Source organism: Aquabacterium sp., from assembly GCF_014378415.1.
Taxonomy (GTDB): Bacteria; Pseudomonadota; Gammaproteobacteria; order Burkholderiales; family Burkholderiaceae_C; genus Aquabacterium.
In genome coordinates this window covers 20,347-27,627 of sequence record NZ_JACMNS010000034.1, presented here as the reverse complement: position 1 = coordinate 27,627, position 7,281 = coordinate 20,347, and the positions used below count along the sequence as shown (strand labels likewise).

Sequence of the window (7,281 nt, the reverse complement as noted above, 5' to 3'; positions counted from 1 at the left end):
GTCACGGGCTCTCCTTGCGCGATGGCCAGGCGCGTGACCAGGGTGTCCACCAGCGGGCCCGCATTGCCATCCACGATGGATTGCAGGTAGCCCGGTGGCGCGCGCCAGAAGGTCGCGAAATCACCGCGCCACACCTTCAGCAAGGTCGCCAACGGCACCGTCTTGGTCACGCCGCCCATGCTCAGGGTCGCGCTTTGCTTGTCCAGGCTGGTCAGCAAGGCGTAAGTGGCGTGGCCGGTTTCGTCGTTCAAGGTGAGGAAGCCAGGCCGGTCCAGTTGCCGGATCAGCCCCAGCCCTCGGCTGCTGCGAAAACAATGCACATTGGCTTGTTGGGCCTGAGTGCAGGGATCGCCCTCGGCCATAGGCAGCTTCCACAGTTGCGCCAGTTCCAGCCAGGCCTTGCGCTCATTGAGCTGTTTGCCGCTGAACAGCGAGGCGATCTCCGCGCTGGCTTTCAGCACCGGCGCGGCCACCACGGTGGGCGCGGACGGCACTGCGGCAGGGGCCGGCTGACTCGCGTCGACCACTGTGCTCGCCGGGCGGGACGCAGCAGCCACCGGCGCCGACGCGGCTTGGGCCACCACAGGCTCTGTGGTGGGGTTGGACCGGTGCTGCAGCCAGGCCACGCTGGCCATGCCCGCCACACCCAACACTGTCGTGCTGGCCACCAGGCCCCAGCCCCAGGCCGGCATGCGCCCTGCCACCGCGCGCGGTGGCGCCAGCACCCGGGTGATGTCGAACACCTCACTCGCGGCCTTCTCGACAATGTCGCGGTCAACGCGGCTTTTGCCCTCGGCATACGAACCCAGCAAGGCCCGGTCGCACAGCAAGTTGATGCGGCGTGGGATGCCGCGCGACAACTGGTGCACGCGCTCCACGGCCTGGCCGTCGAAGAGCTTGCCCCGGGCCAGCCCCGCCACCGCCAGGCGGTGGCGGATGTACTGCGCGGTTTCGGCCTCGGACAGGGCATCCAGGTGGAAGCGCGCGATCACGCGTTGCGCCAGTTGCTCCAGCTCGGGCTGGGCCAGCATGGTGCGCAACTCGGGCTGGCCGATCAGGATGGTCTGCAGCAACTTGCGCTCGCTGGTCTCCAAGTTGGTCAGCAGGCGCAACTGCTCCAGCACATCGGCGGACAGGTTCTGCGCCTCGTCGATGATGAGCACGTTGTTCTGTCCCACAGCGTGGGTCTTGAGCAGGAACTCGTTGAGCGGATCGAGGTAGTCCTTGACTGTTTCCACCCCCGGCCCCTGGTGGTGGTAGGGGATGCGGAACTCGTCGCACACCGACTTGAGCAGCTCTTGCACCGTCAGCTTGGGGTTGAAGATGTAGGCGACGTTGCAACGCCGGGGGATTTGCTCCAGAAAACAGCGGCAGACCGTGGTCTTGCCGGCCCCGATTTCACCGGTGAGCAACACGAAGCCACCCCCACCGCCCACGCCATACAGCAGGTGGGCCAGCGCCTCGCGGTGCCGGTCGCTCATGAAGAGGTAGCGCGGATCAGGGGCGATCGAGAAGGGTTCGTGCTTCAGTCCGAAGAATTTGGCGTACATGGGGATAGAGAATACCTTTGCCTCACAACGTGGACTCAAAGTCTACGCCGTGCGGGCGGCGCTCCCTAATTCGCAGCATGAACTAGGGATGGCACCCCACACCCAAACTTCTATGCTGAGGCCGATCGTTTCGCCAACCTTCAGCCTCACCCAGGAGCCCACCATGCCCGCACCCAAATGCTGCTTCGACCACATCCTCCCCCGTGACCTGCTGCGCCCCCGCACACTGATGGTCGGCCCTGGCGGGCGCATGCGTGCCATCAACCCCAAGGGCAAGAGTTGGGTGAACGGCTCCACACTGCAAGTGCGCTTCATGGGCGGCACTGCCTCGCAACAGGCCAAAGCACGCGAGCAGGCCGCGTGGTGGGCCAAGGTGTGCAACCTCCAGTTCGACTTCAACAACGCGCCGCAGGCCGACCTGCGCATCACCTTCGACGACAACGATGGAGCCTGGTCCACCGTGGGCACCGATGCGCACAGCGTGCCCTTCAACCAGGCCACCATGAACCTGGGCTTCCTGGATGGCGGCACCGCCGCTCACGAGTTTGGCCACGCCATCGGCCTGGCGCACGAGCATTCCAGCCCGGCTGGCGGCATCCTGTGGAACGAAGCGGCCGTGCTGAAAGCCCTGGCCGGACCACCCAACTTCTGGGATGCCGAAACCACGCGCCACAACGTGTTCTTCAAGTACGCGGCCGATCAGATCAACGGCACCGCCTTCGATGCCGAATCGATCATGCTGTACGCCTTCCCGGCCGAGTGGACGACCAATGGCGTGGTCACGCACGCCAACGACGTGCTGTCATCGATGGACAAGGAGTTCGTGGCCGGGGCCAAGATGTACCCCAAGTCCAACCCGGGCCTGCCCGGTGCCACGGCCTTGACCGTGGGGGCGCCGCGCCTGCAAGCCAACATCGGCCAGGCCGGCGAAGAAGACCTGTTCCGCTTCCACGCCGACACCGAAGGCGTCTACGTGATCGACACGCGCGGCCAGACCGACGTCTACCTCAAGCTGTTCGGGCCCAACAGCGCCACCGCCCTGATCGACGAAGACGACGACAGCGGCTACGGCCTGAACCCGCGCATCTCGACGCCCTTGTTGGCGGGCGACTACTTCGTGCAGGTGCGGCACTACGACCGCACGGCAGGCACCGGCCAGTACACCATCGCCGTGGTCAAGCGCTGACCACGCGCGCTGCTCGTCAGCTCACAGCTTCGAGAAGTCGGGCCGGCGCTTTTCCATCACCGCGCTGAGGGCTTCCTTGGCCGCCGGTCCGCGCAGCAGTTCACCAAAGTGGCGGAACTCTTCCTTCATCAGAACCGGCAAAACCGCCGCGTGCGACTGCTTCATCAAGGCCTTGGTGATGCGCAATGATTCGGGCGGCTTGGCCGCCAGCTTCAAGGCCTGAGCCTGGGCGTAGCCCGCCAATTCGTGCGGCGGAAGGATGCGGTTGACCAGGCCCATGTCCACGGCCTCTTCGGCATAGAAGGCTTCGCCCAGCAACAGCTTTTCAGCGGCACGCGGGTAGCCGACCAAGGCTGGCAACAGCAGGCTGGCACCCGCTTCGGGGCACAGGCCCAGGTTCACGAAGGGCAGGCTGAATGCCGCGTTGTCGCCCGCGTAGACCAGGTCGCAGTGCAGCAGCAAGGTCGTGCCAATGCCCACGGCCGGGCCACAAACCGCCGCCACCACGGGCTTGGGGAAGGTGCGCAGGGCTTCCAGGAAGCGGAACACCGGCACGGGCTTGTCCGCGTCGGTGGAGGGCGGGTTGTTCCTGAAATCGGCCAGGTCGTTGCCGGCCGTGAAGATCTGCTCGTGGCCCTGGATCACCACGGCGCGCACAGCGCTGTCGGCGGCGGCCTCGGTCAAGGCATCGGCCAGCGAGGTATACATGGCCGTGGTGATGGCGTTCTTCTTGTGCAGGCGGTTGAAGGTCAGCGTTAGCACGCCGGCTTCAACGTGGGCCAGGATGGCTTGGGCTTCGGTCATGAGGTGTCTCCTAGTGTGAGAGAGGGGCAAGTCAAGAAAAAGCCCGCACGGTGGCGGGCTTTTTCACAAGCTTCAACAACGGTGAAGCGTCACAGGATCACAGGCGTTCGATGATGCCGGCAGCACCTTGGCCGGTGCCGATGCACATCGTCACCATGCCGTACTTGCCGCCCGTGCGGTGCAGGCCATGCACCACGGTGGCTGCGCGGGTGGCACCGGTGGCGCCCAGGGGGTGGCCCAGGGCGATCGCGCCGCCCATGGGGTTGACCTTGGCGCGGTCGAGCACGTGGCCCTTGGCGTCCAGGTCCTTCAGCACGGCCAGTGATTGCGCGGCGAAAGCTTCGTTCAACTCGATCCAGTCCAGATCGGAGGCCTTCAAACCGGCGTACTTCAAGGCCAGGGGAATGGCTTCGATCGGGCCGATGCCCATGATTTCAGGCGGCACGCCCTTGACGGCGAAGCTCACGAAACGGGCCAGGGGCTTCAAGCCGTACTTCTCACAGGCTTCCTTCGAAGCCAGGATCAGGCAGCCAGCGCCGTCAGACGTTTGCGAGCTGTTGCCAGCCGTGACGCTGCCCTTGGCGGCGAACACGGCGCGCAACTTGGCCAGGCCTTCCAGGCTGGTCTCGGGGCGAGCGCCTTCGTCTTGCGTGATCATCTTCTTGGTGATCGTCACTTCGCCCGTTTCCAGGTTGGGTGTGCGCACTTCGATTTCGATCGGCGTGGTCTCGGCCTTGAAGAAGCCGGCTTGTTGAGCAGCCACCGCACGGCGGTGCGATTCCACCGCGAAAGCATCTTGCTCTTCGCGGGTCACCTGCCACTGTTCGGCGACTTTTTCAGCGGTCATGCCCATGCCGTAGGCGATGCCCACGTTCTCGTCCAGGTTCACGATGGCCGGGTTGAAGGAGGGCTTGTTGCCCCCCATCGGCACCATGGACATGGACTCGACACCCCCGGCGATCATGACCTCGGCCTCACCCACGCGGATGCGGTCGGCGGCCATGGAGATGGCGGTGATGCCCGCGGCGCAGAAACGGTTGACGGTGGCACCGGCCACGGTCTTGGGCAGGCCCGACAGCAGCACGGCGATCTTGGCCACGTTCATGCCTTGCTCGGCCTCGGGCATCGCGCAGCCAATGATGGCGTCTTCGATGGCAGCGGGGTCGAGCGTGGGCACTTGCGCCAGGGCGCTCTTGATCACGGCCACCAGCAGGTCGTCAGGGCGGGTGTTCTTGAACACGCCACGACCAGATTTGCCGATCGGGGTGCGGGTGGCGGCGACGATGTAGGCGTCACGAAGTTGAGTCATTTGGATGCTCCGATCGATCAGTTGCGGACGGGCTTGCCGGTGGACAGCATGCCCATGATGCGCTCTTGCGTCTTGGGGTTGTCCAGCAGCGAGCAGAAGTGCTTGCGCTCCAGGGCGTGCAGGTATTCCTCGGTCACCAGGGTGCCGTAATCGACGTCGCCGCCGGTCAGGACATCGGCGATGGCCGAGCTGATCAGGTAGTCGTGGGCGCTGATGAAGCCACCGTCACGCATGTTGATCAGCGAGGATTGCAGTGTGGCCTTGACGTTGCGGCCAGCCACCGGGAACAGGCGCTTGGCCGGGGCACGGTAGCCCGAATCGAACATGGCCTTGGCCTGGGCGATCGCCACGTACAGCAGCTCGTCCTTGTTCGGCACGATGATGTCGCTGTCCAGCAGGTAGCCGTACTTGCGGGCTTCGATGGCCGAGGTGGCCACCTTGGCCATCGCGGCCGCCTGGGAGGCTTCCTTGATGAAACCGATCAGGTCGCCACCGATCTGGCCGGACACGCCCTTGGACGGCTCCAGCAGCTCGGCCGCGCGGCGGGCCAGGTAAGCCAGGCCACCGCCGCCGGGGATCAAACCCACGCCGACTTCCACCAGGCCCACATAGCTTTCCATCGCAGCGACGCGCTTGGAAGCGTGCACCGCCAGCTCGCAACCACCACCCAAGGCCAAGCCATGAACGGCCGCCACGGAAGGCACGTTGCTGTAGCGCAGGCTCAGCATGAAGTCTTGCAGTTCCTTCTCGAACGGGGCAATGGCCTTGCCGCCGCCGGACATGAAGGCAGGCATCATGGACTGCAGGTCAGCACCGGCCGAGAACGGGCCCTCTTGCGACCAAATAACAAGGCCCTTGTAGCTCTCTTCGGCCAGCTTCAGGCCCTTGCTCAGGCCCGCAGTGACTTCACCAGATATGGTGTGCATCTTGGACTTGATCGACGCGATGACCACTTCGTCGTCCAGCGTCCACAGGCGGACGGCAGCATCTTCGAACAAGGTCTTGCCAGCCGTGTCGGCCGAGACCGCGCCCGAGCCCACCACGTCTTCGCGGAAGTACTGGCGGTCGTACACCGGCAGCTTGCGTTGCGGCACGTAAGTCTTCTTGGCGGGGCTCCACGAACCTTCAGGCGTGTGCACGCCGTCACGGCCATCGAACACCCAGGCGGGCAGCGGCGTCTTGGTGATGGCCTTGCCAGCATCGATGTCGGCCTTGACCCACTCGGCCACTTGCTTCCAGCCAGCTTCTTGCCAGATCTCGAAGGGGCCTTGCTTCATGCCATAGCCCCAGCGCAGGGCCAGGTCCACGTCGCGGCAAGTGTCAGCGATGCTTTCGCCAGTGGTCGCGGCGTAGTGGAAGCCGTTGCGCAGCATCGCCCACAGGAACTGGGCTTGCGGGTTGCTCGACTCGCGCAGGGCCTTCAGGCGCTCGGCGGCAGGCTTGCGCAGGATGTCGGTGACTTCCTTGTCGGCCTTGTTGCCAGCAGGCACGTACTCGCCCGTCTTCTCATCGAACTGGGTGATGACCTTGCCGTCCTTCTTGAAGAAGCCGGCCTTGGTCTTCTGGCCAAAATTGCCCTTGTCCAGCAGCGCTTGCACGTCCGAAGGCGTGGCGAAAGCGGCGGCGAACGGATCCGTGGCGCAGCCGTTTTGCAGCGTCTTGATCACGTGGGTCATCGTGTCGAGGCCGACCACGTCGCAGGTGCGGTAGGTGCCCGAAGAGGCACGGCCCATGCGCTTGCCGGTCAGGTCGTCGACGATGTCGTAACGCAGACCGAAGTTCTTCACTTCGATCATGGTGAACAACAGGCCAGACACGCCCACGCGGTTGGCGATGAAGTTGGGGCTGTCTTTGCAGCGCACAACGCCCTTGCCCACGGCCGTGGTCACGAAGGCTTCGAGCTGGTCGACCACCACGGCATCGGTGTACGCGGTCGGGATCAACTCGACCAGGTACATGTAGCGCGGGGGGTTGAAGAAGTGGATGCCCAGGAAGCGCGAACGCAGTTGCTCGGGCAGCACATCGGCCATGGCCGTGATGGACAGGCCAGAGGTGTTCGTCGCCAGGATCGCGTGGTCGTTGACGAAAGGCGCGATCTTCTTGTACAGATCTTCCTTCCAGTCCAGGCGCTCGGCGATGGCTTCGATGATCAGGTCGCAACCGCGCAGCTCTTCGAGGTGCTCTTCGTAGTTGGCTTGCTGGATCAGCACAGCGTCATCGGTCACGCCCAGGGGCGAGGGCTTGAGCTTCTTGAGGCCTTCGACGGCCTTGGTGACGGTCCCGTTCTTGGGGCCTTCTTTGGCGGGCAGGTCGAACAGCACGACCGGCACCTTGCAATTGACCAGATGGGCGGCGATCTGCGCGCCCATCACGCCGGCGCCGAGCACGGCGACCTTGCGGACATTGAATCGACTCATTGTTCTCTCCTAGCG

Annotated in this window: 5 protein-coding genes; 1 reads left to right on the top strand and 4 read right to left on the bottom strand. The window is 64.6% G+C overall.

What is annotated here, in order from left to right; genetic code table 11:
* The coding region (locus H7225_RS03845; protein ID WP_366481286.1) for an AAA family ATPase at positions 1-1,436 on the bottom strand (1,436 nt) is incomplete at its 3' end.
* 277 nt (positions 1,437-1,713) lie between these two features.
* On the opposite strand from H7225_RS03845, the gene H7225_RS03840 reads away from it, so the two are divergent.
* Positions 1,714-2,736, top strand: coding sequence for a M12 family metallopeptidase (locus H7225_RS03840; protein WP_290659462.1), 1,023 nt, complete (start codon positions 1,714-1,716; stop codon positions 2,734-2,736).
* Between the two features lie 21 nt (positions 2,737-2,757).
* On the opposite strand, the gene H7225_RS03835 is transcribed toward H7225_RS03840, so the two are convergent.
* From H7225_RS03835 to H7225_RS03825, 3 genes are all read right to left on the bottom strand, one after another.
* Complete coding sequence (locus tag H7225_RS03835) at positions 2,758-3,540, bottom strand: enoyl-CoA hydratase (protein WP_290659461.1); 783 nt, start codon at positions 3,538-3,540, stop codon at positions 2,758-2,760.
* 97 nt (positions 3,541-3,637) lie between these two features.
* Positions 3,638-4,849, bottom strand: a complete 1,212-nt coding sequence (locus H7225_RS03830) for an acetyl-CoA C-acyltransferase (protein WP_290659460.1) — start codon at positions 4,847-4,849, stop codon at positions 3,638-3,640.
* Between the two features lie 17 nt (positions 4,850-4,866).
* Positions 4,867-7,266 carry a 3-hydroxyacyl-CoA dehydrogenase/enoyl-CoA hydratase family protein gene (locus H7225_RS03825; RefSeq protein ID WP_290659459.1) on the bottom strand — a complete coding sequence of 800 codons (2,400 nt, stop codon included), beginning with the start codon at positions 7,264-7,266 and terminating at the stop codon, positions 4,867-4,869.
* Between the last annotated feature and the right edge of the window lie 15 nt (positions 7,267-7,281).

What these genes read in the sequence shown, in the direction of transcription:
- H7225_RS03835 (WP_290659461.1), bottom strand. Translation starts at nt 3,540, where the DNA reads ATGACCGAAGCCCAAGCCATCCTGGCCCACGTTGAAGCCGGCGTGCTA.
- H7225_RS03840 (WP_290659462.1), top strand. Translation starts at nt 1,714, where the DNA reads ATGCCCGCACCCAAATGCTGCTTCGACCACATCCTCCCCCGTGACCTG.
- H7225_RS03825 (WP_290659459.1), bottom strand. Translation starts at nt 7,266, where the DNA reads ATGAGTCGATTCAATGTCCGCAAGGTCGCCGTGCTCGGCGCCGGCGTG.
- H7225_RS03830 (WP_290659460.1), bottom strand. Translation starts at nt 4,849, where the DNA reads ATGACTCAACTTCGTGACGCCTACATCGTCGCCGCCACCCGCACCCCG.